General features: G+C 68.6%; 23 protein-coding genes. 7 read left to right on the forward strand and 16 right to left on the reverse strand.

Annotated features, from left to right (window positions below):
* Positions 1-66 precede the first annotated feature (66 nt).
* From AC5W7N_RS21595 to AC5W7N_RS21605, 3 genes are all read left to right on the forward strand, one after another.
* On the forward strand, positions 67-798 hold the full coding sequence (locus tag AC5W7N_RS21595; protein WP_194989505.1) for an ABC transporter ATP-binding protein: 732 nt from the start codon (positions 67-69) through the stop codon (positions 796-798).
* The gene (locus tag AC5W7N_RS21600) at positions 795-1,589 is read left to right on the forward strand and encodes an ABC transporter permease (RefSeq protein ID WP_416381953.1); all 795 of its coding nucleotides are present in this window, start codon (positions 795-797) and stop codon (positions 1,587-1,589) included. Before AC5W7N_RS21595 ends, AC5W7N_RS21600 begins: the two co-directional genes overlap by 4 nt.
* A gap of 122 nt (positions 1,590-1,711) precedes the next feature.
* Entirely contained in the window at positions 1,712-2,299 is a 588-nt protein-coding gene (locus AC5W7N_RS21605) for a TetR/AcrR family transcriptional regulator (RefSeq protein ID WP_495924166.1), read from the forward strand.
* On the opposite strand, the gene AC5W7N_RS21610 is transcribed toward AC5W7N_RS21605, so the two are convergent.
* Genes AC5W7N_RS21610 through AC5W7N_RS21620 form a run of 3 tightly spaced genes read right to left on the reverse strand, consistent with a single transcriptional unit; the run spans position 2,281 to position 5,470 of the window.
* Positions 2,281-2,514, reverse strand: a complete 234-nt coding sequence (locus AC5W7N_RS21610; protein ID WP_163813809.1) for a Trm112 family protein — start codon at positions 2,512-2,514, stop codon at positions 2,281-2,283. The genes AC5W7N_RS21605 and AC5W7N_RS21610 overlap by 19 nt on opposite strands.
* Before the next feature lie 5 nt (positions 2,515-2,519).
* Complete coding sequence (locus AC5W7N_RS21615) at positions 2,520-3,203, reverse strand: GtrA family protein (protein ID WP_280211622.1); 684 nt, start codon at positions 3,201-3,203, stop codon at positions 2,520-2,522.
* Positions 3,200-5,470 carry a hypothetical protein gene (locus tag AC5W7N_RS21620; protein ID WP_495922068.1) on the reverse strand — a complete coding sequence of 757 codons (2,271 nt, stop codon included), beginning with the start codon at positions 5,468-5,470 and terminating at the stop codon, positions 3,200-3,202. Before AC5W7N_RS21620 ends, AC5W7N_RS21615 begins: the two co-directional genes overlap by 4 nt.
* Positions 5,471-5,725: 255 nt before the next feature.
* Here AC5W7N_RS21620 and AC5W7N_RS21625 point away from each other — a divergent pair, with 255 nt between their 5' ends.
* Both AC5W7N_RS21625 and rffA read left to right on the forward strand, forming a co-directional pair.
* Positions 5,726-6,724 carry a glycosyltransferase gene (locus AC5W7N_RS21625; protein ID WP_163813832.1) on the forward strand — a complete coding sequence of 333 codons (999 nt, stop codon included), beginning with the start codon at positions 5,726-5,728 and terminating at the stop codon, positions 6,722-6,724.
* Entirely contained in the window at positions 6,721-7,860 is a 1,140-nt protein-coding gene (rffA, locus tag AC5W7N_RS21630) for a dTDP-4-amino-4,6-dideoxygalactose transaminase (RefSeq protein WP_195007352.1), read from the forward strand. Before AC5W7N_RS21625 ends, rffA begins: the two co-directional genes overlap by 4 nt.
* Positions 7,861-7,897: 37 nt before the next feature.
* Here the strand turns inward: rffA and AC5W7N_RS21635 are convergent, their stop codons facing one another.
* Entirely contained in the window at positions 7,898-10,822 is a 2,925-nt protein-coding gene (locus AC5W7N_RS21635; protein WP_178127904.1) for an acyl-CoA synthetase, read from the reverse strand.
* Between the two features lie 184 nt (positions 10,823-11,006).
* On the opposite strand from AC5W7N_RS21635, the gene idi reads away from it, so the two are divergent.
* A complete protein-coding gene (idi, locus tag AC5W7N_RS21640; RefSeq protein ID WP_280499647.1) occupies positions 11,007-11,564 on the forward strand; it encodes an isopentenyl-diphosphate Delta-isomerase in 558 nt (185 codons plus the stop codon).
* Between the two features lie 22 nt (positions 11,565-11,586).
* Here idi and AC5W7N_RS21645 read toward each other — a convergent pair whose 3' ends face one another.
* From AC5W7N_RS21645 to AC5W7N_RS21665, 5 genes are all read right to left on the reverse strand, one after another.
* Entirely contained in the window at positions 11,587-13,200 is a 1,614-nt protein-coding gene (locus tag AC5W7N_RS21645) for an AMP-binding protein (protein ID WP_495922069.1), read from the reverse strand.
* Positions 13,201-13,331: 131 nt separating this feature from the next.
* Positions 13,332-14,504: a PucR family transcriptional regulator gene (locus tag AC5W7N_RS21650; protein ID WP_194992288.1), complete on the reverse strand. Its 1,173-nt coding sequence runs from the start codon at positions 14,502-14,504 to the stop codon at positions 13,332-13,334.
* A 265-nt stretch (positions 14,505-14,769) separates the two neighbouring features.
* The gene (locus AC5W7N_RS21655; protein WP_036535958.1) at positions 14,770-15,093 is read right to left on the reverse strand and encodes a DMT family transporter; all 324 of its coding nucleotides are present in this window, start codon (positions 15,091-15,093) and stop codon (positions 14,770-14,772) included.
* Positions 15,094-15,218: 125 nt separating this feature from the next.
* Positions 15,219-16,640 carry an argininosuccinate lyase gene (argH, locus tag AC5W7N_RS21660; RefSeq protein WP_163813802.1) on the reverse strand — a complete coding sequence of 474 codons (1,422 nt, stop codon included), beginning with the start codon at positions 16,638-16,640 and terminating at the stop codon, positions 15,219-15,221.
* A 195-nt stretch (positions 16,641-16,835) separates the two neighbouring features.
* The gene (locus AC5W7N_RS21665; RefSeq protein ID WP_014350404.1) at positions 16,836-18,038 is read right to left on the reverse strand and encodes an argininosuccinate synthase; all 1,203 of its coding nucleotides are present in this window, start codon (positions 18,036-18,038) and stop codon (positions 16,836-16,838) included.
* 231 nt (positions 18,039-18,269) lie between these two features.
* Between AC5W7N_RS21665 and AC5W7N_RS21670 the strand changes: the two genes are divergently transcribed.
* Positions 18,270-18,449 (forward strand): hypothetical protein, encoded by a 180-nt coding sequence (locus tag AC5W7N_RS21670; protein ID WP_036535955.1) that lies wholly within the window; start codon positions 18,270-18,272, stop codon positions 18,447-18,449.
* Between the two features lie 92 nt (positions 18,450-18,541).
* Here the strand turns inward: AC5W7N_RS21670 and AC5W7N_RS21675 are convergent, their stop codons facing one another.
* From AC5W7N_RS21675 to AC5W7N_RS21705, 7 genes are all read right to left on the reverse strand, one after another.
* Complete coding sequence (locus AC5W7N_RS21675; protein WP_495922070.1) at positions 18,542-19,633, reverse strand: serine hydrolase domain-containing protein; 1,092 nt, start codon at positions 19,631-19,633, stop codon at positions 18,542-18,544.
* Between the two features lie 173 nt (positions 19,634-19,806).
* Positions 19,807-20,481 carry a response regulator gene (locus tag AC5W7N_RS21680; protein ID WP_163813801.1) on the reverse strand — a complete coding sequence of 225 codons (675 nt, stop codon included), beginning with the start codon at positions 20,479-20,481 and terminating at the stop codon, positions 19,807-19,809.
* Positions 20,469-21,560, reverse strand: a complete 1,092-nt coding sequence (locus AC5W7N_RS21685) for a sensor histidine kinase (protein ID WP_495922071.1) — start codon at positions 21,558-21,560, stop codon at positions 20,469-20,471. The genes AC5W7N_RS21680 and AC5W7N_RS21685 overlap by 13 nt, the downstream gene beginning before the upstream one ends.
* Before the next feature lie 9 nt (positions 21,561-21,569).
* Positions 21,570-22,220, reverse strand: a complete 651-nt coding sequence (locus AC5W7N_RS21690; protein WP_194991380.1) for a DedA family protein — start codon at positions 22,218-22,220, stop codon at positions 21,570-21,572.
* 92 nt (positions 22,221-22,312) lie between these two features.
* Complete coding sequence (locus tag AC5W7N_RS21695; protein ID WP_194991379.1) at positions 22,313-22,633, reverse strand: GYD domain-containing protein; 321 nt, start codon at positions 22,631-22,633, stop codon at positions 22,313-22,315.
* A 177-nt stretch (positions 22,634-22,810) separates the two neighbouring features.
* Positions 22,811-23,368: a hypothetical protein gene (locus AC5W7N_RS21700; protein ID WP_163813797.1), complete on the reverse strand. Its 558-nt coding sequence runs from the start codon at positions 23,366-23,368 to the stop codon at positions 22,811-22,813.
* Positions 23,369-23,780: 412 nt separating this feature from the next.
* Positions 23,781-24,284, reverse strand: a complete 504-nt coding sequence (locus AC5W7N_RS21705) for a DUF397 domain-containing protein (RefSeq protein WP_495922072.1) — start codon at positions 24,282-24,284, stop codon at positions 23,781-23,783.
* Positions 24,285-24,475 lie beyond the last annotated feature (191 nt).

The following is a 24,475-nucleotide window of genomic DNA, read 5'->3' on the forward strand; positions in this document are numbered from 1 at the left end:
CTTCCGCGAGCAGCGGCGCAGAATTCATCACATAGTGAATTCAACACTCGATGAATTGAGGCGGCCATGTCGCAGATCCCGTCATCGCCTGCCGTCGAAGTAGACGGCCTCACCGTTCGCCGCGGCGGACGCGATGTGCTGCACAACGTGTCACTCACCATTCCGCGCGGGTCGATCACCGGGCTGCTCGGGCCGTCGGGATGCGGGAAGACCACGCTGATGCGCAGCATCGTCGGCACCCAGATCGTCGCCGCCGGTGACATCAAGGCGCTCGGCCTGCCCGCCGGATCGGCGGCGTTGCGCAAGCGCATCGGGTACGTCACCCAATCGCCGAGCATCTATTCCGATATCAGCGTGCGCGATAACGTCGCCTACTTCGCCGCGCTGTACGGCGCCGATCGCGGCGATATCGACGAAGCGCTCGGGGCGGTTGGCCTGCTGGACCACCAGCATCAACGCGGCGACGAACTGTCCGGTGGGCAACGCACCCGCGCTTCGCTGGCCTGCGCATTGGTGGCCGCGCCGGAACTGCTCGTGCTCGACGAACCGACCGTCGGGCTGGATCCGGTGTTGCGGGTCGACCTGTGGAAGCAGTTCCGTGAGCTGGCCGCGGGCGGCACCACCCTGCTGGTGTCCAGCCACGTCATGGACGAGGCCGAGCATTGCGATCGGCTGTTGCTCATGCGCGAGGGCAACCTGCTGGCCCAGCTCAGTCCGGACGAACTGCGGGCCGACACCGGCGAACAGAATCTCGAACAGGCCTTCCTGAGCCTGATCACGATGGGAAAGACAGCATGAGCACCGTCGTCGACCGCGTCCCGGCCCGCCGGATGACGCTGCGCCCGTACCTGGCGACCACCACCCGCATTCTGCGGCAACTGCGCAATGACCACCGCACGGTGGCGATGATCCTCGTCGTACCCGCCCTGCTGATGACGTTGCTGTACTTCATCTACAAAGACACCCCGAAGGCGCCGAACCAAGCCACCACGCTGTTCGACCGGGTCGGCATCAGCATGCTCGGCATCCTGCCGTTCATCGTGATGTTCCTGATCACCGCGATCGCCATGCAGCGCGAACGCACCTCGGGCACGCTGGAGCGGCTGCTCACCACCCCGCTGTCGAAACTCGATCTACTCGGCGGCTACGGCACCGCGTTCTCCTCGGCGGCCGCGGCGCAAGCGGTGACGGCCTGCCTGGTGTCGTTCGGGTTGCTCGGGCTCGACGCGGCGGGCAGCCCCGGCTGGGTGGTGCTGATCGCGGTGCTCGACGCGGTGCTCGGGGTCGCGCTCGGGCTGCTGGCCAGCGCGTTCGCTCGCACGGAATTCCAGGCGGTGCAGTTCATGCCGGTGGTGGTGGCGCCGCAGATCTTCCTGTGCGGGCTGCTGGTGCCGCGCGATCAGCTGCCGGGCTGGCTGGAGGCGATCAGCAATGTGATGCCGCTCAGCTATGCGGTCGACGCGTTGCAGCAGGTGTCGGTCCACCCCGAACCCACCGGCGCGATGTGGCGGGATCTGGCGATCGTGGCCGGATTCGCGGTGGTGGCATTGATTCTCGGAGCGGCGACACTGCGGCGGCGTACCCCGTGAGCGCGGCGACACCAGGACGTGGTGCCGCGCGAACGCGCCGCGAGCGTCCCGCCGATACGCGCGAGACAGCCAACACGACGCGGACCGGACGCAGGCCGGGCCGATCCGGCGCGAAGCAGGCCATCCTCGAGGCGGCCCGCGCGCGCTTTGCCGACACCGGATTCGACAAGACCTCGATCCGGGCGATCGCCGCCGACGCCGGCGTCGATCCGGCGCTGGTCCATCACTATTTCGGCACCAAACAGCAATTGTTCGCCGCGGTGGTGCAGTTCCCGGTCGATCCCGAGATCATTCTCCGTGCCATGGACGACACGCCGCTGGATCAGCTCGGCGACACCCTGGTGCGGACCGCGGTGGGGATCTGGGATTCCCCGGCCGGGGCCGGCGTCATCGCGGTGGTGCGCAGCTTCCTCGGTGGCAGCGGGCCGGAGCTCACCCGCACCTTCCTCATGGAGGTCATCCTCGAGCGCATCCGTGCCCGGATCGCGACTCCCGACGACGACGGCAGGGTACGGGCGAATCTCGCCGCGTCACAGATGGTCGGGATTCTGGTCGCACGCAAGATCGCGATGCTGGAACCGATAGCGACGATGCCGCTGCCCGAGTTGGTTGCCCTGGTGGGGCCGACGGTGCAGCGCTATCTCACCGGGGAGCTCGGCGCCGATCGTCCGGCCGCCGGCGCGCCCGGGATTCAGGATTCGGCGAACTGAGCGCTGAACTTCTCGTGCTCGGCGTCATCGACGTCGCGGGCCTCGTCGATGAGCAGCACCGGGATGCCGTTGTCGATCGGGTAGGCGCGGCGCAGGCGCGGGTTGTAGAGCACGCTCGCGCCCTCACCCGTGCGCACCAGATGCAGCGGACCCTTGTCCTGCGGGCAGGCGAGCAGGCTGAGCAGAGTCGGGTCGACGGTGGTTTCCTCCGGCATGAGGGCTAACCTACCCGCCGCCGGAACGAGATATGACGGTGGCCGAAGAAGCTCACCACCGCAACGAATCCCATCACCACCACCGCGGCCGGTTTCTCCGGGAATCCGAGCACCGTCACGGCCAGTTCGAGCAGCACAACGTTCATCAGCAGCCCACCGGAATTGACCGCGACGAAGGCGAGGAAATCGCGCAGCAGCCGTCCGCGCACCCGGAAGACCAGCGTCCGGTGCAGCACGAAGGCGACGACGACGCTGAGGCAATAGGCCGCGACAACGGCCACCGAGGGCGGCACCCCATCGCCGAGAATCGCCAGCCAGGCGACGGTGAGCACGATGCCGAGCAGCGTATTGAACGCGCCGACCACGGCGAAGGCCAGCTCCTGACGGCGTACCAGGCGCAGCAGCGGGCCCTGATCGGCCGGCACGATGCCGTCTGCCTCCGGCGTTCGACCGGTGTTCGCGGTGCCCGGCAAGTGGTCCGGTGCCCGATCACTCGACGCGCCAGAGCCGGGCTCGACGGCGCCCGCATCCCGGGCGCGTCCGTCGGCGGTGTCGGCGGCCAGTTGTCTCCTGGGCGCTGAGGGCTGCGGCGCGGCCGGCGCCGGCTCCGCGGTGCCGAACCCCGGTATCCCGCCGTTGTGCACCCGGCCCGGCTGATGCGGATCCGGCCGGGTCGGGACGCCACTCACGGGCGGGCTTCCACGAGGTCGGGTCGGTCGGGTTCGGGTGCTTCTGGTTCTGCCGGAAGGCCCTCGGCCGGTTCTTCGTTGTCACGGCGGCGTCCACGCAGGTAGGCCCACTCCATGACGGCGAGCCCGAGCAGCCCGGCGACAATGGCCGCGCCGCCGATCTTCCAGCCCGGCGGACGCCAGCTCAGCACCAGTTCCGCGCCCTGAGTGCCCGGCGGGATCTGCACCGCGACGAACGTTTTCGCGACGACGCTGATCGGCACATCGCGACCGTCGAGGCTCGCGCGATAGCCGGGCCAGCCGAGCCGCGCGAACACGACCTTGCCGCCGTCAGCGGAGTCGACCCGGACCCGGCTGGTCAGATCGGTTTCACCGAGCGAGGTGGCGGTGACGCCGTCGGTGTGGGCGATGCGGCCGTTGACGGTGGAGACGGGCCCGTTCTCGCGTTCGAGCACCCAGATGTAATCCTCGTGGCCCGGGTAGTCGACCCACTTCCAGCCGGTGGGCGCGGGCTGCGAGCGCGCGTCGGGGAACAGGGCGCGCTGCAACACGACTCGATCGATCTTCATCAGGTCGACGAAGGTGCGGCCGGTGTCGGGTTCGGTGGCGAAGGCGCGGCGGTAGGCATCCGGGCAGACGCTGGTGTCCCAGCGCATGCACAGCAGTTCACCGAAGTAGAAGTGCCCGTTCGGGGTGTAGCCGCCGACGTAGGTCAGTTCCAGATCCTTGGCGTAATTGCCGAAGACGAGCGAACCGTAGGCGCCGTCGAGGGTGTTCTGGCCGGGCTGGATCAGCCCGCGCTCACCCAGTTGCAGTGTGGTGCCAGCGAAGTCGGGGAAGGCCGCTTTCGCCTCGTCCCGGTCGGCCGGCAGGTTCCAGCTCATCGGTGTGGGCTGCGCGGCCCGCACCTGGAGATAGGCGATGGGCGCGACCGCGATGATGCTGAGCGCGCAGGCCAGGGCGGTGCCGCGGGTGCGGCCGAGCCAGACCACGGCAGCGCCGAGGATCACGACCCCGAGCGCCGAGACGATATGCCACACCGCCTCCGACGGCGCCGCCGCCAGCGAGCGCAGCAACAGCACGCCGATCAGCAGCCCGGCGCCGATCCCGCGTCGACGCCATCCCGCGGTGGTGCCGTAGCGGCCCAGCAGCACGCACACCAGCAGCAGCAGGCCGAGCGCCACCATCGGCAGCACCCGCGCCGGCCAGCGCAGCGGACCCATCGTGCCCGGACCCGCGGTCCACAGCAGCGCGGCCACGGTGACAACGCCGACGGCACTCAGTTCCCTTGCCGCACCGGCCGCGCGACGCCAATCGATGAACGCCAGCGCCGGAATCAGGAACCAGGCGATGTAAACCATCGGCAGCGGCTGCACGAAACCCCACCACGAGGTGAACGCGGGCAGGGTGCTCGGCAGGCTGGCGTTCAGCGATTCCGACCACGGCACCGTCAGGAACGGGTCGTTCTTGATCTCGTCGGCGCCGCGCCAGGTGACGTCGGCGGTCAACAGGCTCGGCAGATAGGTCGCCAGACCGGCCAGCGCCGCACAGCCCGCGACCACCGCGAGCCGCAGCGACGGGCCCCAGCGCCGCTGGTAGATCACCTCGCCGACGACCACCGCGGCGATCACCACCCCCGCCTCCACCGCCGGGAAGATGTACTGCACCGAGATCGCCAGGTACAAGAACACGAATACCGGGATCGGGCCGCCGCGCCCGCGCGCGTACCGCACCCCCGACGCCCAGGCGTGCACCAGCCACGCCGTGCCGGTGAACGCGGTCATCCAGCTGGCGGCATCGAAGAACAGGAGGAAACCGGTGAACGGAAACGACACGCCCGCCACCGCGGACCAAGCCGGGCCGGCGCCGTAGGCCAGGGCGACGCGGTACACGCCGAGACCGAGGATCACCGCGAAGATCAGCTTGACGATCGTGGCGTAGAGCCCGATATCGGGTACCGAGGGCGCGATCAGATCGATCAGCAGCTGCGGCGGATTGAGCAGCCCCGCTTCCTCGATGGTGTAGTTGCCGGCCAGCCAGTGTTCGGGCACCATCGCCGGGAAACGGCCTTCGCGCAGGTAGCGGCCGGTCATCACCCACAGCGGGGCGTACTGGGATTCGGTGTCGTCGGTGTAGAAATGCCGGACGTTGGCGGCGAGCACCGCCAGATACGCCACGACCACCCCGGTCGCGGTGATGATGCCCCACCTGAACACGTCCGACCGGGTACCGGCTCGACTTTCCACCACGAGTTCCAGACCATACATGCCCCGCATCGGCCGGTCGCGGACCCGATGACGCACCGGCGAATCGGGTCGGCGGCGCGGCCGCGACCCCGTGTTATTGTTCACGGCGGCTCGGGCTCACCCATCCGTGACGAGTACCGGCACGTGCACCGTCATCGAAAGTCGATCTCGCCAATGCCGATTCCTTCCCAGCCGGTTCCTTCGCAGCCGCCGGCGTCAGCTCCGGATACCGCCGCGTCGGCTCGGGAGTCGGATTCGGCCAATGGTTCCGCCGCCGTGCGTTCGGTGTCGGTCGTGGTCCCGGTGTACCGGGGCGAACACACCATCGCCGCGCTGGTGCGTGAACTCGACCAGTTGTCGCGGCCGACGCTCACTCCCGACGGCATCGCGTTCGTCGTCGACGACATCGTGCTGGTGCACGACCACGGTCCCGACCGCTCCGACGTGGTCCTCGAACAGTTGCGCCGCGAGTACCCGCAGGTGCGGGTGGTGTGGTTGAGCCGCAACTTCGGCCAGGACGCGGCGACCATCGCCGGCATGTCGGCCGCGCGCGGCGAATGGATCGTCACCATGGACGAGGACGGCCAGCACGATCCGGCCTGCATCGCCGCGTTCCTCGACGCCGCCCTGGCCGGCCGCGCCGACCTGGTCTACTCCAAGCCCACCAACACCCGCCCGCACGGCTTCCTGCGCAATCTCACCTCGCGTGGCGCGAAGATCGTGCTGGCGACGGTGTTCGCTTTCCCCGATTCGACCCGGTTCGAAAGCTTCCGGCTGATCCGCGGCGATATCGGCAGACAGCTCGCCGACGTCGCCGCCAACGGCGTCTACCTCGATGTCGCGCTGACCTGGGTGGTCGGCACCACGGTCACGGTGCCGGTGACGTTGCGCGCGGAAGGCCGCGAAGAATCCGGCTACAACTATCGGCGGCTGTTCTCGCTGTTCTGGAAGATGGTGCTGTGCACCGGCACCCGCGGACTGCGGTTGGTGAGCCTGCTCGGGATCACGCTCGCGCTGGCCGGCGGAATTCTCGCCGCCGTCATCATCTACACCGCCCTGACCAGCGACAACAATGATCCAGAAGGCTGGGCCTCGATCATCGTCGTGCTGCTGTTGTGCTCGGGTGCGGTGCTGTTCTCGCTCGGTTTGATCGCCGAATATCTCGGTGTCGCACTCCATATCCTGGTGGGCAAGCCGTTATATCTGACCGTCGCCTCCCCGCCGCCGCGCCGCGACGAGGTCACCGCCGACGCCCGCGAGGGGGCCGCATCGTGAACGCCGACCGCATCATCTTCAGCAGGCCCTACCGTGCCGGCGCCGAACTGGAGAATCTGCGCGCTGTCCTCGACTCCGACCACAGCCACGGCGACGGCCGGTTCACCAAGGCCGCCACCGCCAAGATCAAGGCCATCACCGGCAGCCCGCACGCACTGCTGACCACCTCGTGCACGCACGCGCTCGAATTGGCTGCGCTGCTGCTGGAACTGGGCCCCGACGACGAGGTGATCGTCCCCAGCTTCGCCTTCACCTCCGCCGCCACCTCCATCGCCTTGCGCGGGGCGACCTGTGTGTTCGTCGATATCGACCCGGAGACCGGCAATATCGATCCGGTGGCGGTCGCCGCGGCCGTCACCGCCCGCACCAAGGCGGTGCTGGTGATGCATTACGGCGGAGTCGCCGCGGAGATGGCGCCGCTGCTCGATATCGCCGCCCAGCACGGGCTCGAAATCATCGAAGACAACGCACACGGTCTCGGCGGTACCTGGCATGGCCGGGCGCTCGGCACCATCGGCACCCTCGGCACGCAGAGTTTCCACGACACCAAGAACGTGCACTGCGGCGAAGGCGGGGCGCTGCTGCTCTCGGACGAGATCCTCATGGGCCGCGCGGAAATCATCCGGGAGAAGGGCACCGACCGGGCCAGGTTCCTGCGCGGGCAGGTGGACAAATACTCCTGGCAGGACATCGGATCGAGTTATCTGCCCAGCGAACTCAACGCCGCCGTGCTGGATGCGCAGCTGGCCGAGTTCGATCGCATCCAGGCCGGGCGCCACCGCGTGTGGAATGCCTACGCGGCGGCACTGCCGGACTGGGCGCGCCGCAACGACGTCCGGTTGATGCGGGTACCCGGCGACCGCGAGCACACCGCGCACCTGTTCTACCTGCGGCTGCCCACCGAAGATGCCCGCGACGCGATGATCGGGCAGCTGGCCGAGCGCGGCATCGTCGCACCGTTCCACTACGTGCCGCTGGATTCCAGCCCCGCGGGCCTGAAGTACGGCCGCACGCCGGTGCCGTGCACGCGCAGCGCCGAATTCTCCGCCACCATAGTGCGTTTGCCGCTGTGGCCGATGCTCGCGGATTCCCAGATCGAGCGGGTGGTCGACGCGGTCACCGCCTTCACCGCCTGAACGCCCGGGACCGCCCCCGGCCCCGGGCTCGCCGAGCTCAGCCGAGTAGTTCGCGCGCGGCCGTTTCCGTCAGCACCTCGTAGGACTCGGTGCCCGCGTCGTACCACCAGGTACCCGGCCCCGGCTGCGGCCGCCCCGCCGCCTGCACCGCACGGGTGGACGGCCGGTAGGAGGCGCTGCGCGGGATGTCGTCCACCACGTACACCAGATCGGGGCGCTGCCGCGGATCGAGCGCGCGCAACGCCTCGGTGACGTCCTTGGGCTCCAACCGGAATCCGTCGCGCACACTGACCGCAGCCACCGCGAGCGTGCGATCCCGCACCGGCAGCCCGTAGGCGACCTCCATATCGACGGCGGTGATGTCGTTGAGCACATCGACGATCGGCTGGGTGAACACCGGCCCGCGCGGAGTGAGCATGACCGTATCGGTCCGGTCGACCAACCAGTAATCGCCGTCGGAGTCGCGGCGGAACAGATTCTCGGTCGGCATCCATGAATCACCAGCGGTGAACACCCCGCGCAGGCCGCCGCGCGAGAGATCGACGCCCTCGGAGGCCGAACCGATGAGCAGACCTACCTCGTTATCGGCGCACCGCCGGGCGAAACCGGATTCGTCGACCTCGATCTGCTCGGTCACCGGGTCGTAGGCCACCAGTTCCACGCGCGCGGTGCCCGGCACCGGCCTACCCTTGCAGCCGGGCTTGCTGCCCGACACATGCGCCAGCACGACATCGCCTTCGATGGAGGCGTAGAACTCCAGCACCCGGGCGGGCGCGAACTGCTCGGTGGTGCGCCGCCACAGTCCGGCGGGCATGCCCGAGCCGATGAACAACCGGATCGGATGCCGGTGTCCGGCCGGGAAGACCTGCGCGTCGAGGATGTCGCGCAACATCGTCCAGGTGTAGGTGACCACGGTGACGCCGTAGCGGTGCACCTCCTCGGCGAAGCGCGCCGGGTCCAGCGACCGCGCCAGCGCGATCCGGCTACCGCCTGCGATCGCACCGCCCAGGCTCACCAGCAGCCCCGACGAATGATGCAGCGGCGCCAGGCAGTAGACGGTGTCGCGGCGGTCGAGGTCGGCCGCCGACGCCGTGCCGAACGCCGACAGCGCCCACCGGTGGTTGGTGATGTATTTGATGTCGAGCCGGTCTCCCGTGCCGGTGACCAGGACGAACGCCAGCTCCCGTGCCAGCCCCGGGTTCGGGCGGTACCACGCGGGCAACCGCACCTTCGCCGGATCCACCTGCTCCAGATCGATGACGTCATCGCCGAGTGGGATATCGAGCCCGCGCGCGTCACCGCCGCCGAGGACCAGCACCCGATGCCCGGTCGCGGCCGCGTGCCGCAGATTCTCCGGATCGGAGATGAGGATCTTGGTGCCGGTCTGCTCGAGCGCACCGCGCAACTCACTGCCGGGCGCGAGCAACACCGCGACGGCGCCGAGCCGCGACAGCGCGGCCACCGTGACCAGCGCGCTGGGCCGGGTCTCCATCACCACGCCGACGCGGGTGGCGGGCCGGATGCCCACCGAGATCAGGCCGCGCACCACATTGTCGATGCGCACGTCGACCGCGGCGTTGGTGTGGACGCGATCGTCGAACAGGAAGCATTCGCGCAGTGGCGCCCGCTTGCACTGTTCGGCCATGAGTTTGCCGAGCGAGATGCGGGTGTGCGGCTGGATCATGCCGAGCCGGGTGAGCCGGGGCAGGGCGCGCGCGGCTTCGCCGGCCAACTCGAGCGAACCACGCACGGTATTGCCCGCGATGCCCTCGAGAGCGCGCCCCATCCCGGTGCCCGCCTCGGCGAGCGCGGCCGCGGTGTGCACCACGCGGGTGGCGGCGGTGCGTGGGCGTTTGCTGTCCACGTGCTCCGACATCCGGGTGATCTGTTCGGGCAGCGCCGAGCTGCCCTCCACCCAGCCGATCCAGTCCTTGACCATCGGCCAGGTGTGGTTGGTGGCGACGCTGCCCGCGACCAGCCCGAAATGCCCGGCCAGCAGCGTCGCCTCGTACACCTCGGCGTTCGGTGCGGCCCGGACGATGCCGCGCACGGCGGCGGGCTGGCCGATATCGTCGACCTCGCCGACGAAGGCCAGGATCGGGCATTTCAGTTCCGCGAGCGAGATCGGCTGATCGCGGATGACGAATCCGCCCAGCATCATCCGATTGTGCGCGACGAACTGCTTGAGCAGATCCGCCGCCGCCGGGCCCGCGTAGCCGACCCAGCCGTCGCTGTTGAGGAACCGGCGCTGACGTTCCTTGGGCAGCAGCGCCTCCCGGTCGTGCAGCTGGCGCAGGAAGTCGATCCGCGATTTCGCGGTCTTCACCGGATCGAGCATCTGGAAGCCGATGCGCACCATCGAATCGGTGATCGGCAGCCGGGTCACCACGTGGTCGGCCAGGAAATCGGCCACATCGGAGGCCAGGCCGTAGGGCAGGCCGAACGGCATGCCCGCGACGATATCGACCGGGCTGCCGAAGGTCACGATGCTGGACACGCCCTTGCCGTAGCGGAAGGCGGTGGTCTGGTAGGCGAACATGCCACCCTGCGAATAACCCATCAGGTGCACGCCGGATCCGGTGGCCTCGCAGACGGTGTCGATGGCGCTGTCCACCGCGAGAACGTGATCGGCGAGATCACGTTCCCAGCCGCCCTCCTCGATCGCCGGCGAACCGAAATCGACCACCCAGCAATCGATTCCGGCGTTGTGCAGAATGCCGACGGCGCCGCCTTCCGCGTTCACGTCCCAGATGTCGGCATTGACCATCAGCGGCGGCACCAGTACCGCCACCGGACGCCCCGGCGTGGTGTCGTCGGGGAAGTAATGGCGCAGCCGGTACATGCGGCGTCGCTCGACCACCTCGAACGGCGAGGACTCCACATCATGACTCAGCCCGCCGAAACGGATCACCTCCAGACCGTTCTGCGCGGTCGCCATCAGCCGCTGCACCGATCCGGCCATCTCTTGCACACTCAACTTCACGATCCGCTCCCAGCCCTACCCTGAAACGTGACGCCCATCACACACCCCGATGTGTTCGAACGAGCTTCCCATACCGCGCCTCGATCATGTGTCCGCTGTGACGTGTTCCATGATGGACCGCCGTGCGCAGGGACGGCGCAAATGCCGACGATATGGTGGGTTGGTGACCGAAACCCTCGCTCAGCGGATCGACCGCGAGACCATGGACGTCGAGCTGGTCGACGATGCCGGGCGCGCGGTCGGCGCGTGCCAGGTGGCGCAGGCGCACCGGGCGCCGGGCATGTTGCACCGTGCGTTCTCGGTCCTGCTGTTCGATCGCTCCGGACGCGTGCTGCTGCAACAGCGCGCGCACATCAAGACCCGGTTCCCCGGCCGCTGGTCCAATACCTGCTGCGGGCATCCCGCACCGGGTGGCTCGGTCACCGAGGCGGCGAGCGTGCGGCTGATCGAGGAGATGGGGGTGCGCGCCGAACTCCGCGAGACCGGCGTGTTCCGCTACCAGGCCGAGGACCCGGCCACCGGGCGGGTCGAGCACGAATGGGATCACGTGCTGGTCGGCCACCTCGACAGCACACCGCATCCGCATCCCGCCGAGGTCGCCGATTACGCCTGGGTCGACCCCGAGGAACTCAGGACCGCGCTCGCGGCGGACCCGGACAACTACAGCCCGTGGCTGGGTGGGGTCCTCGAGATCGCGACAGGCTCGGGTACCGCCGGCTGATCGGCTTTCGCGGCGGGCGTCATCATGCGTCGGTCGCGGCCGGGGGTTGGGCCCTGTCGATCCCGGCCAACGCGCGCCGGTCGGTCTTACCGGTGGTGGTCCGTGGGATCTCGTCCACGAAGACGACGTCCCGCGGCACCTTGAACCGCGCGGAGTTCGCCTTCACATACGCACGCACGCCGGCCTCGTCGAGCTCGCCGGTCCGTACGATGAACGCCGCGAGCCGCTGACCGAACTCCGCGTCCTCGACCCCGATCACCGCGGCCTCCCCGATCGCCGGATGCGCGTACAGCAGGTCTTCGATCTCACCGGGGAAGACGTTCTCGCCGCCGGAGACGATCATGTCGTCGTCGCGGCCGTCGATGAACAGCCTGCCCTCGCTGTCGAAATGACCCAGGTCACCGGTACTCATCAGGCCGTCGATCGTCTTCTTCGACCCGCCGCCGGAGTACCCGGCGAAGGCGATGGCGTTGCCGACATACACGGTGCCGACCCGCCCTGGCCCCTCGATGCGGGTCCCGTGCTCGTCGTAGAGGGCGACCCTGATGCCGACCGGAGGTTTGCCCACCGTGCCGGGGGCGGCGAGCCAATCCTCGGGCGTGGCGATCGTCGCGGTGCCGGTCTCGGTGCACCCGTAGAAGTTGTAGATCACCGGCCCGAAGGCCGCGATGGCCTGATTTCCGAGCGCAGGCGCCAGCGCGGCACCTGCGGTGAAGATGACGCGCACCGAACCGGTGTCGAACCTCGCCAGCTCGCCGGGGCCCAGGTCGAGGATGCGCCGCAGCATGGTCGGCACCAGCACCACGCCGTCGCACCGGTGCCGTTCGATCTGCTCGACCGCCCGCCGCGCATCGAATCGGCCATGCAGCACGATCGTGCAGCCGAGATTGAGCGCGAGAATGAATTGCGAGAGCGCGGTGCCGTGGAACAGCGGGGCGCACAGCAGCATCGTCGCACCCCGGCGCCACGGCACCCGGTCCAGGAATTGCGCTGCGGCCAGCGGTGACCTGACGGTGCGCGGCGCACCCTTCGGCGTCCCGGTGGTGCCGCCGGTGAGCAGCACGAATTCACCGGAGCGAGCTGGGACCGGCGGTGCGGTCACCGTCTCGTCCCCGGCCGGCGGCGCCGCGAGGTCGAGGCTGGTCACCGAATCCGGGAGCGCCGCCATCACATCGGCGAACTCGCCGGAGCCGACGACGGCGGTGACCGCTTCCCGTTCGGCGACCTCCGCCAGCTGGGCGCCGCTGAACCCGGTATTCATCAACACCAGCCGCGCACCGATCTTGGCGACGGCGATCATGGTGGCGACCAGATCGCGATCATCGCGACCGAGTGCGGCGACGACGCTGTCGGTGCTGATACCGCGGGCGAGCCAATGAGCGGCGATCGCGTCGGTCCAGCGGTCGAGTTCGCCGTAACCGATCGCACCGGCCGCATCCACCAGGGCCACCCGGTCCGGCGTCGTCCGCGCCGCCGATCGCACCCCTCCGGCGATCGGGCCGAGTTCGCGCACGGCCTTGGCGGTGCGCGCCATCCGCAGCGGATGGCGCACATCGATGATCCCGGCCCGCTGGAGCACCGCCACCTGACGGCCTGCCACCGCAGCGGCCCGCACGGCGCTGGTCATACGTTTCATCGCAGGGGTCTCTCGTCTCGCCGGTCGGGGAACCCACTCAGCACAACGCAGCGCGGGGTGCGGCGACAATTGACAATCACTCGAAAACCGCCGCATCCGATTGGGCATACGACCAATCGGATGCGGTGGGGTCATCCGGTGAAGTGGCCGCTGTGGATGCGACGGGCCATCCGTGCGGCGGCGAGCTGCACCGCGCCTGCGGTCGAGGCCGGGTCGAACCCGGTGAGTTCGTGGATGCGGGAGAGCCGGTAGGTGACCGTATTGCGGTGCACGTAGAGCGCTCGCGCGGTGGCGAGTTGATTGAAATCGGTGTCGAGGTAGAGCTCGAGGGTCTGGGCCAGTTGCGGCTGGCCGTCGAGCGGGTTCAGCACCGCGGCGAGGTCGGCGCGCGCCGCACCGCTGCGCGCCACCGTGTATTCCAAGGGCAACTCCCGCAGCAGGCACACCCGCTGCGGTCGCTCCAGGCAGCGGCCGACCTCGGCGAGCACCCGAGCCTGCGCGAACGCCGCCGGGATCTCGGCTCTGGTGCCCGCCCGAGCGACACCGGCCCACCATCCGCAATCGGTGCGTGCGGCGAACTTCGGCACGAGCTCCGACAGCGACGACGGCACCTCCACATCGACGGCGGGGTCCCACGGCAGCAACGCCGTCCATCCGCGACGGTCCATCCGCACGAATGAACCCGCGGCCGCGTCGATGGCATTGCGCAGCTCGATCAACGCGGCCGGATCACCGTCACCGACCCGGAACACCACGACGTGAAATGCCGTGCCGATCGGCGTCGGCGAACCGGGCAACCACTCCCCCGGATCGGTGCCGGCGAGCAACGCGTCCGCCACCACGCGCGAGCGTTCCCGCTGCTCCCACCCGGGATCGTGGGCACCGTCGGCGGCGGCCACCGCGATCCGGCCGGTCACCGTCAGCAGATACTGAATCAGCGGTTCGGTGACCTCCCGCAGGATCTCGACATCCTCGGCCGAGCCCGACTCCGCCAGCTGCGAACGCAGCACGGACGCGCCGATCCGGTAATTGTTCAGCACCTCCGCAAGCGGCGCCCCATCCCGCACCCGCGCGACCGCCAGATTCACGATCTCCTCGGTGTCGGATTCGTCGGGCAGCCGCCCGGTGCGCAGGTAGGCGAAGAACAGCTCCACGTTCAAGCGTGAACCGTGCAGGAAATCGCCTTCGATCAACGATTGCGGCAGTCCCTCGTAGAGCGGCAGCTCGGCGGCGAACCGGTCCACCACCGCGATCGCCCGATCGTGCAGCATCGCCAGCGCGGTACCGGAGATGTGTGGCTGCATCGCGCACTCCTTCGCTGCGTCGCGGGGTCGGTCCGGGCGCCCATGCTACGAGTGGGCGTGGTGCTGCGGAGCGTATCGGTGCCGGTCGCGGTGGACGGCCGGGACCCTTCCCCGTCCTTGCACGCTTCGGGGGCTAGCTGGCGGGTTCATTCCGGCCAACTGCGTCCGACATAGTGTGATGCGCATATCTACGTAGGAAGATTTTTTGCAATGCTGGGTGCCCTGATTCGGCTCGCGGAAACCGAAGCCTCGCGGAAACCGAAACTCAGTGCGCCCCACCCAATTCCAGCGCCACAACGCCGAGGATCACCAGCACGATCCCGCCGACCTGCACCAGACTCAGCCGCTCGTCCAGGAACAGCGCCCCGATAACGGCTACCGCCGCCACCCCGACAGCCGACCAGATCCCGTAGGCCACACCGACCGCCATCCCCCGCTTCAGGGCTTGCGACAGGAATGCGAAGGCCGCGCCGTACCCGATGACGACCACCACGGACGGAACCAGCTTGGTGAAGCCCTCGGACAGTTTGAGCGAGACCGTCGCCGAGATCTCGGACACGATCGCCAGCGCAAGGAAGAGGAAGGTCATGGCCGCAGACTAGCGAACGGCCCGCTCCCCTCCCCCGGGCCACGAAACCGTTCGGGCACAGCGGCTGTCGGCCAGGCGAGCAATGAGCCGCCGCGCGCACCGCGAGCAGTGCTGTCGAACGGGATTCAGGACACCCAGGCGCGAGCTTCGGCCGCGGCGGCACGCACCTCGTCCAGCTGTTCGGCGACACGCACGCCCGCCGTACCACCGCGGGAATTACGTGAGGCGATCGAACCGCCGACCGTCAGCACCGCACGCACCTGCGGGGTGAGCGCCGGATCGACAGCGGCGAACTCCTCGTCGGTCAATTCGTCCAGACCGACGCCGCGAGCCTCGGCCGCACGCACGCACGCACCGGCGGCTTCATGCGCCACGCGGAACGGAACCCCTTGGCGTACCAGCCATTCCGCGATATCGGTGGCGAGGGTGAAGCCGGCGGGCGCGAGTTCGGCCATCCGCTCGGTGTGGAAGGTCAGCGTAGCGACCAGGCCCGCGATGGCGGGAAGCAGCAGTTCGAGCTGCGCCACCGAGTCGAACAGCGGCTCCTTGTCTTCCTGGAGATCGCGGTTGTAGGCCAGCGGCTGCGCCTTGAGGGTGGCCAGCAGCCCGGTCAGGTTGCCGATCAGGCGGCCCGCCTTGCCGCGGGTGAGTTCGGAGACGTCCGGGTTCTTCTTCTGCGGCATGATCGACGACCCGGTGGACCACGCGTCGGCGAGGGTGATGTAGCCGAATTCCGGTGTGCTCCAGATGATCACCTCTTCGGCCAGCCGGCTCAGATCCACCCCGATCATGGCGAGCACGAACGCGGCCTCGGCGGCGAAATCGCGGGCGGAGGTGGCGTCGATGGAGTTCGCGGCCGCGGCATCGAAATCGAGGTCGGCGGCGATCTGCTCGGGATCGAGGCCGAGCGAGGAACCCGCGAGGGCCCCGGATCCGTACGGCGAGACCGCGGCCCGCTTGTCGAAATCACGCAGCCGATCGATGTCACGCAGCAACGGATGGGCGTGCGCCAGCAGGTGGTGGGCCAGCAGCACCGGCTGCGCGGCCTGCAGGTGGGTCTTGCCCGGCATCACCGCGTCCGGATGCGCGGCGGCCTGCGCGACGAGGGCGTCGACCACCTCGAGCAGCCCGGCCGCGATCCGGCGCACCGCATCGCGCAGCCACATCCGGAACAGCGTCGCCACCTGGTCGTTGCGGGAACGTCCGGCCCGCAGACGGCCACCCAGCTCGGTGCCCGCGCGTTCGATGAGTCCACGTTCGAGCGCGCCGTGCACGTCCTCATCGGATTCGGCGGGGCCGAACGCACCCGAGGCCACGTCGGCGGCGAGCTGATCGAGTGCGGCCAGCATGCCGTCGAGATCGCCGTCGGAGAGCAGCCCGGCCTTGTGCAGCACCTTGGCGTGTGCCTTGGAGGCGCGGATGTCGTAGGGAGCCAGCGCCCAGTCGAAATGGGTCGATTTGCTCAGCGCCGCCATCGCCTCGGCCGGCCCGGACGCGAATCGGCCGCCCCAGAGCGCACCTTCGTTGGTTGCACCGCTCTGCGTCATGGTGTGGGTGTCTCCTCGGATCTGGTTTCGGGTGTACGGCGCTGTTCGGCCCGGCGCCCGGGCGCATCGAGCACTACGGTAATCGGCCGGATACCGCCCGCCCGCGCTGGGCGCGGGCCCGGGCATCCGGCGACCGACACGGCGATGCCGGGCCCCGTCCTCCGACGGCGGGCCCGGCATCACACGGTCACAGGACTACTTCTGGTTGAGATCGCGGCGCGCGGCCACCTTGGACGACAGGCCGTGGATCTGCACGAAGCCCTTGGCCAGCGACTGATCGAAGGTATCGCCCTCGTCGTAGGTGGCCAGGTTGAAATCGTAGAGCGACTGCTCGCTGCGGCGGCCGTTGACGACGACGTTGCCGCCGTGCAGCACCATCCGGATATCACCGGAGACGTGCTCCTGGGTCTCGCCGACGAAGGCGTCGAGCGCGCGCTTGAGCGGGGAGAACCACAGGCCGTCGTAGACCAGCTCGCCCCAGCGCTGCTCGACCTGCCGCTTGTAGCGGCCAAGCTCGCGCTCGATGGTGACCGCTTCCAGCTCCTGGTGCGCGGCGATCAGGGCGATGGCGCCCGGCGCCTCGTAGATCTCGCGGCTCTTGATGCCGACGAGCCGGTCCTCGACCATGTCGAGGCGGCCGACACCCTGGCGGCCCGCCCGCTTGTTCAGCTCCACGATGGCCTCGAGCACGCTGACCTGGCGGCCGTCGATGGCGACCGGCACACCGCGTTCGAAGGTGACGATCAGCTCGTCGGGGGCCTCGAAGTTGACCGTCGGGTCGGAGGTGTAGTCGTAGACGTCCTTGGTCGGCGCGTTCCACAGATCCTCGAGGAAGCCGGTCTCGACGGCACGACCCCACACGTTCTGGTCGATGGAGAACGGCGACTTCTTGGTGACGTTGATCGGCAGCGCGTTCTCCTCGGCGAACGCGATCGCCTTCTCCCGGGTCCAGGCGTAGTCGCGGACCGGCGCGATGACGTTCAGGTCCGGCGCCAGCGCGCCGATGCCGACCTCGAAACGCACCTGGTCGTTGCCCTTACCGGTGCAGCCGTGCGCGACGGTGCTCGCGCCGTGGAACTTGGCCGCCTCCACCAGATGCTTGACGATGAGCGGGCGGCTGATCGCCGACACCAGCGGGTAGCGGCCCATGTAGAGCGCGTTGGCCTGGATGGTGGGCAGGCAGTAGTCGTCGGCGAACTCGTCGCGGGCGTCGACCACGATGGCCTCGACGGCGCCGCAGTCGAGGGCGCGCTGGCGCACCACGTTCATGTCCTCGCCGCCCTGCCCCAGGTCGATGGCCACGGCCACGACCTCGGCGCCGGTCTCCTTGCCGATCCAGCTGATGGCCACGGAGGTGTCCAGCCCACCGGAGTAGGCGAGTACGACGCGATCGGACATGATCTGGTGCTCCTAAGTCTGTGTGGGTCTGCGCGGCTGCTCGGGGCAGCATGCTGGTCGCCGGTTCGGCTCGCGCCTCAAATGATTATGCATGATGATGCAATCTCATTCACAACCGGGGTTGCGATGGCCGCTGCCTGCGCAGATTCTGCCCGAAGAGCCTTGGCCCCGCCTCGCCGCTGTGGAAATGTAGGCCGTGTCCATGCGCATCCATGCCGAAGGACCGACACCATGTTCACCAACATCATCGAACCACTCCGCGACCTGGCCGAACAGAACCGCGACCTCATCGGTTTCGTCGTCATCAACCTCGGCAACGCCGCCCTCGGCCTCGCCAAGCACGGGCTCGATGTCGCGACGCCGCTGTTGCAGCAGTTCTTCTCCGAGTATCCGCCGGGCCGCAACTACTGACGGTGCTGCGGCGCGGCGCCCGAAGGCCACCGCGCCGGATCGCACACCGCCGCTACCGCGCAGTCCGCGCTGCCGACACCTGGTGCCGGCTGTCAGCGCGGGCAATAGACCGCGGTCGCCATCGCCGCGAATCGCAGGAACCCGTCGTCGGAGCCCGACACCTCGAGCAGGCCGAAGGTGCGTCCGTCGTCGCGCCGGTAGGCGTAGGTGACGTAGCCGAGCAGCTGTCCGCCGTGGCCCCACACCTGGCCGCCACAGGGCAGGTCGAACCGTTCGAGGCCGAGCCCGTAGTGGAAGCCGGATCCCATCGGGACGGTCCGCCGCATCTCGGCGAGGGTCTGCTCGGAGAGCAGCCGGCCGCCGAGCAGCGCGTCGAAGAAGGTCGCCAGGTCGGGCTGGGTCGAGATCATCTCGCCCGCGGCCCAGTCGAGGGACTCGTTCTGCTCGGTGACGTCGACGCGGCGTCCGTCGAGTTCCGCGACGGCGCGGAGCGCGGGTTCGGGCAGACGCGGATTCGAACCGGGTAGCGAGGTGCCGGCCAGATGCAGCGGTCCCAGGATGCGCCGGTCGATCTCGGTGCCGTACGGCCGCCCGGTGACGGCCTCGATCAGCAGGCCCGCGACGATGTAATTGCTGTTGGAGTACCGGAACTTCGCTCCTGGAGCGAAGTCCGGCGGCCGGGTGAAGGCCTGCTGGAGGAGTTGATCCGGGCGGTAATCGCGGAACCGGTCCTCGCCACGCCAGCGGTTGGTCGACCATCCCGGCGATTTCATGTAGTCCGGAATTCCGCTGGTGTGCTGAAGGATCTGGCGCACCGTGATCCGATCGCCGTCCCGCACCGTCCCGGGAAGGTATTTCGCGATCGGCGCGTCCAGCGCAACCCGGCCCTCATCGACCAATTGCAGGACGACGGTCGCGACGAAGGTTTTGGTGATGCTGCCGATCCGGAAATGTTCGGATCCGCTGACCGGCTCTTCCGTGCCGGGGGTGCGCGTTCCGGCGGTCCTGGCCGTGCCGTCCACCGTCAGCACGGTCGCGGTTGCGTCGGTCGGTGCATCGACGAGGATCTGCAGCGTCTCGTCGCGGGCGAAGGCCATGCCGGAGGTGACGATGGACAGCAGGGCCGAGACCGTGATGAGCGCGGCAACGGTGAGCCACCGTGTGGGTCGAAGAACTGTGTTCACAGTGGAAAACGCTAGAAATGCGGCCACTCCCGCACACTGCGGTCGGCCTCCCGATGGGATGTGGTTTTCCACATGATCGCTGTCGAGCCGGGAGGCGACCCGGCGCGCGCAGCAATGACGAAAGCCCACCCTCGCGCCGGCGAAGGTGGGCACAACCAGGGCCGTGTCCGCGCTCAGCCGCGGTCGGATCGCCCCGAGTCGTTCATACTCTCGAGATACAGCAGCACCGCGCCCACCCGTCGGCTGCGGTCGGTGTCCTTGGGCAGCTCGAGTTTGCCGAAGATCGAGTTCACATGCTTTTCCACCGCACTCACCGACATGTGCAGGCGGTCGGCGATCCCGGTATTCGTCAACCCCTGGGCCAGGGCCTCGAGTACCTCGCGTTCGCGGTCGGTGAGGGCGGCGAGCGGGTCGGCCCGCCGCATCGTGGTGAACAACTGCCGCACCACTTCCGGATCGAATGCGGTGCCGCCCGCCGCGACCCGCTCGAGATCGGCGAGGAAGGCGTCGACATCCGATACGCGATCCTTGAGCAGATACCCGATGCCGCCCAGCCCGCTGGTGAGCAGGCTGGTGGCATTGCGGTGCTCGACGTACTGCGACAACACCAGCACGGCCAGATCCGGATGCTGCTGCTTCAGCCTGCGGGCCGCGTCGATCCCCTCGGTGGAGAAGGTCGGCGGCATCCGCACATCCAGGAGCACGAGATCGGGCACCTCGGCCGCCACGGCGTAGTCGAGTTCCACCGCAGTGCCCACCGAGGCCAGCACCTCATGCCCCTCGTCGGCCAGCAACCGGGACAGCCCCTCGCGGAGCAGGGTCGAATCCTCGGCGATCACGATGCGCACGGAATCCTCGCTTCCACGACGGTCGGTCCACCCGCGGGGCTGCGCACCGATAATGTGCCGTCGAGCGCGGCGACCCGGCGCCGCAGGCCGGTCAAGCCCGATCCCGACGGGTCGGCTTCGCCGCAGCCGTCGTCGGTGGCGGTGAGGGTGACGGAGTAATCGTCGGCGGTCACCCGGACCGTCACCCGGTCGGCCCCGGAATGTTTGGTCGCGTTCGTGACGGCTTCGGCGGCAACGTAATACAGTGCGGCCGCCACATCGTGCGGTGGCCGGACATCCGGCTGTAGCTCGAGGTCCACCGGAAGGAAGGTGTGCGCCGACAGCCCCTCCAAGGCCGCGACGAGACCATGCTCGTCGAGCACCGCCGGGTAGATGCGCCACGCCACCTCGCGCAATTCGGTGAGCAGTGTCTGCGCCTGATCGACCGCGCGGTCGAGTTGGGCCGTGAGCCGCTGGTCGCCACGTTCGGCGGTGCGCCGGGCCCGGCCGATGTCAAGGGCGAGCGCGACGGCGCGCTGCTGGATGCCGTCGTGCAGGGCGCGTTCGATGCGACGTCGCTCGTCGTCGATCGCGGTCACCACGTCCGCCCTGGTGCGCTGGAGCTCGTGCAACCGGAACTGGGTCGCATCGCTGCCGAGGGTGCGCAGCGCCAGCCGGATATCCCACTGCCCGACGATCATCGCCACCCGAATTGCCAGATAGAACGCGATCGCGGCGACGATGAGCGCGGCGATGCCATCGGCGGCCGGGATACTGCCACGAACCAGCAGCACCAGCCCCCACCCCGCGTACCCGGTGCTGGCGATCAGCACCGCCGCCACCACGAGGCCGGCCGCCGGACCGTAGGCGAGGCGGACGAGCAGATACCCCGACGGGTCACGGTCCGGCAGATCGCGGACGACATCGGCGCCGAACCAGCGCACGAGCCGATCACGATCCCGCCGCGCCGCGCGAGCCAACGCGTCCCGCCCGCCACCGGCCAGTACCGCGGCCCCCGCGACGGCGGCCACTGCCCCCGCGACCACCCCGGCCACAGCACGGCACGAACGCTCGAACGAATGCCGAAGGTGCGCGATCACGCTCCGACCCTAACGGGCGCGCACGGACCGGACGCGACGCACGACGAACAGCCCCGCGGCTGCGATCACCGCGACGATCACCAGCTTCTGCAGGATGTCCGCGTACGGTTCGATACGAGTCCAGTTCTCGCCGAGGGCAAATCCGGAAAGCACGAACGCCGAGTTCCACAGTGCGCTTCCGGCGGCGGTCAGCACCAGGAAACGCCCGAGCGGCATCGCCTCGACACCGGCGGGCACCGACACCAGGCTCCGCACCAGTGGCACCATCCGGCCGAGAAACACCGCGGTGTTGCCGTGCCGGGCGAACCATTCTTCGCTGCGCGCCAGGTCGGCGGTGTTCACCAGCGGCAACCGGTCGAATATCGCGTACATCCGACGGCGCCCGAAGGCCTGCCCGATCAGATACAGCAGCAGGGCGCCGGCGACCGACCCGATGGTGGTCCACACGATGGCGGCGGCCAGCGAGATCTCGCCGCGCGAGGCCGCGAATCCGGCCAGCGGCAGGATCACCTCACTCGGAATCGGCGGGAACAGATTCTCCGCGGCGACCGCCAGCCCGGCCCCGGGGGACCCGAGCTGCTCCATCAGCCGCACGGCGGCGCCCGCGATTCCGTCCAGGTCACCGGTCTCGGTGTGCGACATGGCATGTACGAAGTTCATACATCGCACGGTACGAACGACGAACCCGCTGGTCGCTGCGGTTTTCCACCGGTTTCCGATGCCTCGGGGTGCGGATTACCGCACCCGGACGGCTAGGTGGTCGGTGGTGTGTAGGTGACCTGTCGGGCGACCGCGTCGTCGACCTGTTCGGGCGTGAGCAGCGGCACGGTGTGCGATATCGCGGCGCCGGACGCGGCGGTGCGGATGGCGAGCGCGGCGGCCGACACCTCGTCCGGCGCGTCACCGATGACGAACAAATCGTCCTCACCGAACGCGAAATAGCAGGCCTCCACATGCCCGCCCACACTTTCCACCATCTCCGTGATCGCCGCCCGGCGGACACTGCCGCCCTGCGCGAGCAACCCGGATGCCCCCTCCTGGGTGTAACTGACCCGCCACAAGTACTTCGGCATAACGCGACGCCTCCTTCTCGCAGGACGATCCCGGCCAGTCCCGACCCTAGGTTCGCGGAGATCGCCGCGCGGTCTTGCGGCGAGGCCGTCACCCCACTGATGCGGCACCGTGACAGTGGCGATACCCGCGTTCATGTTCCAACCATCGCAGCCTCAGTAGAGCCGTCGCCGAGCTACTCACGCAGTGAACTCTCCGGACGGTATCCTGCGCCGCTCCGGGAAGAACGCGTTGGGCGCCGAGGCGGGGATAGTGCCGTTTCGCTGTCGCGCCGAAGTATCGAGACGATCGAAGCGTTGGAGGAGTGCGACCCCGCGCAGCGCCGTGCGGTGGTGCACACGAAGTGCATCGTCGAACGAAACGACAGGATCGTCGCTGCGGAGGATCTTGGCGGTCGCGTGGATCGCGTGATTGCGTTCCACGGCCCATGTCCTGATCTCCTCGACCACTTCACGAAACTCGTCGTCGTGCTCGAGCCCCGCGCCGTCCCTCGCATCCGAACGACCGATCAGGGCTCGGCAGAGCGGCCCGATCGGCTCGATCCTGGGTTCCGCACCGCTGAGGTACCCGACCCGACTGGTCAACCGGTCGGTGATCAGCGAGTCGAGAATCGCCACGGCTTCCAGGTAGTACCCCCGTTCGATACAGTGCTGCACTCGATCAAATGCCCCGACGTAGCGGTGCCACCGCCGATAGCCGAGCGTTGCACCCTGCGATTTCTCACGACTCTCGCCCACGAGACCCTCCGAGATTTCGATCGAGCCGCGCCGAAACGACGCCGCACCAACCCCACCAACGTTTGCCTGTGCCCCAGTTCGGGCGGGCAGTGCAGCCTGAGCGCCGATCCACCCGACCCGCCAAATCTACACCGGCCCATCGGAACAACAGCTCGACTTGCCGACTAACTGCCCGGTATGAAGACCAAGATCGGGCCACGCAACGCCCGACCGAGACCGACCTGCGCGAGTATCGGTCACGAATAGCCACCGACACACCCCGGCCGCATACGAACTATGTCGACGTGTGGACTCATTGCCACATCGGAGACCGCGATGTCATCCGGCTGACAGCAGATTGCATCGCCCGATGCGACACCTGAGGTAGCCACGAGGCTGTCGTCCCCTTCCCGAGACACGGTGCCGCAGCGGATCACCGTGGCGGGCACGAATATTCACATCTCCGCCAGCCCGGACAACGCCGAGATACGGCCGCTCGGACATCGAAGAACTCGCCGTCACGCACGCCTGCGACGAAGGCGCCCCATTCGGCGGCGGTGAAGAGCAGGGTGACGCCGGACCCGGCGAGAGTGACCGAGCCGTCGAGGTGGTGAATGATCGCCGGGGCATCGGCAATCGCGTGCGGGGCGTTGGCGCATGCGGCGGCGAGGAAGGCCGGCCGGACGGAGGCGGGCAGCGCGATAACTGGTTGGGCGGCAGGGTCGTTCGCGGGATCGTCGCCGTCCGGACCGGCATGGACGGCGGTGCTGGTTGGCATGATCCTCAGGTCCACGTTGTCCCGATCCATCAGGTCACGCAGGTGGCGGAGCTGTTCGGCCATGACACCTACACCCCCGACCAGACGGTCGAGGGTTTGCTCTTCGATCACCGCTTGCAACCAGAGCGGGTCAGACCCGACGAGACGCTGCCTGGCCATCCGAGCCCGAATCACCTGAGGCAGATCCAATGGTGCGATCTGAAGCCGCCACCCAACAACGCCGTCGCATACCCCTCCGTTTGGAGTGCCCAGTCAACGTCATTGCCTGATAGGTGAACTGACTCTTCGCCAGACCTTCCAGACCGACGAAAGCTTTGAACCAGTTCGGCAGGACCTCACTGAACGGTGCC

Source organism: Nocardia sp. CDC519, from assembly GCF_059509835.1.